This window comes from Burkholderia sp. AU33803, assembly GCF_002223095.1.
Classification (GTDB): Bacteria; Pseudomonadota; Gammaproteobacteria; order Burkholderiales; family Burkholderiaceae; genus Burkholderia.
Genome location: NZ_NKFJ01000012.1, coordinates 1 through 1,689 on the forward strand (window position 1 = coordinate 1; position 1,689 = coordinate 1,689).

Annotated in this window: 1 protein-coding gene; it reads right to left on the reverse strand. The window is 60.3% G+C overall.

The features are described 5' to 3' along the window. Nucleotides 1-97: 97 nt before the first annotated feature. Nucleotides 98-1,588: an ISNCY family transposase gene (locus CFB41_RS36975; RefSeq protein WP_089456609.1), complete on the reverse strand. Its 1,491-nt coding sequence runs from the start codon at nt 1,586-1,588 to the stop codon at nt 98-100. Between the last annotated feature and the right edge of the window lie 101 nt (nt 1,589-1,689).

Sequence of the window (1,689 nt, forward strand, 5' to 3'; positions counted from 1 at the left end):
CGCATGTCGTAGCCATTTCAAGATGTCGGGGCGCCAGCCAGATAGAAATGTCGTGTTTTAAGGTTGGTTGGCTGCGTCTCTTTCCTCGTTTTGAGCGTTACGCAGTGTCGAAGGTCGGCGCCTGAACGGGCAGGGCGCTCACGTTCGTTTCTCCAGCTTTTGCAGACCGACGGCCAGGTTTGTTTGGCGGCTTTGCGGTTTGCCGACGGTGCGCCAGATCCACGATCACATGCTCGACGTCGGCCTGCGTGATCTCGCGTTGCTTCTTCTTGCCCGGTTCAGCCTCGTTTCGATTGGTCCGCGTCGCGTCGCCACGATGCGTTCGAGACGGGGCTTTACCGATTCGACTGTTATCGCGTTGCGCCTGGATCGTCTGCGCAACCTGGAGCACGTGACTCAGGCGCTTGTGTTCGACAACAGCAGCTTGATCGATCTCGGCCAGCCGGTCGTACTGTCTGCAAGGCAACACTCGACCCTCTGTTCGGAGTTCGATGCGCCCGTCCGGGTACTCCCACACCTCGATCGTTCGACCGATCAGCTTCCGATTCTCCGGCGTATCGTCCAGCAAATACATCACTCGGTCGTACTGCACCGTGAGAGATTTCGTGACTTTCCGCGGCTCGCGCCACGTCATCACCAAGTCGAGATTCTCTTCGGCGCGCAGCGATCGGTGTGCATTGAAGTCGCTCTTCGGCGGCTTTGCGAAGCGTGTGTTGTAGGCGGCCATGAAGGAGGGCGCGTAAGCGTTGGCGTCGGCCACCGTGTTGATCCCACGCAGCCGCATCTCTTTGACCAAGCGATCCTGCAACGTCAGATGTGCTCGCTCGACTCGCCCCTTGGCCGGACTGCTGTTTGCGCAAAACGTATCGATGTTCAGCTCGTACATCGCGCGGCCAAAGTGCGTCACCCGATTGCCAGCCTTGCCCGGCGTTGTATTGCGGAACACGCTGTACTTGTCGCTATAGAACGCCCCCGGTTTGCCGTGGCACTCGATATACGCTCGCGTCGCCTCGAAGTAGCTGAAGGTCGATTCGGTCTGCGTGAAGTGCAGCATCATCAACCGGCTCGTCGCATCGTCGACGTATACCAGCAGCGTGCACGCCGGCGCCCGTTCCTCGAACCACCGATGGTCGCTACCATCGATCTGGATCAGTTCACCCAGGCACGCCCGGCGCGCGCGTGGCTGATAGACCTTCGGCGGTCGTTGCCGGCGTGGCACCCACAAACCAGCTTCCGTCATCAGCCGCCGTACCGTTTCCTTGGCGAGCTGGATGCCGTGGCATTCCCGAAGCTTCTCGCACGCTAGTGTCGGCCCGAAATCGGCGTAGCGATCCCGGATGATCGTCAGGGCCCGCTGGGCCAACTCCGCATCCAGCCGCCGGTTGCCAGGACCGCCACGCTTGCGCGAGGTCAGGCCCACCGCGCCAGACTCCCGGTATCGAATCACCAGCCGTTCGATCTGCCGGACCGTCAGGCCCAGGCGTTCGGCCGCGCGGCCAGGCTTCACGCCCAAATCCACTACGGCCTGGATTACCTTCAGACGGTCGAGTTCTCTCATGTTCAATGTCACCAGTGCTGTTCGGTGCATCGCCGGCTCCATGATCTGACGTGGAGCCGGCAAGCTTACCGAGGTCCAAACGCGACATTTCTAAATGGCTAGAACACGACATTTCTAAAAAGCTACTACAA

Excerpts from the sequence above, each read along its gene's own strand:
- CFB41_RS36975 (WP_089456609.1), bottom strand. The coding sequence starts at position 1,588 with ATGCACCGAACAGCACTGGTGACATTGAACATGAGAGAACTCGACCGT.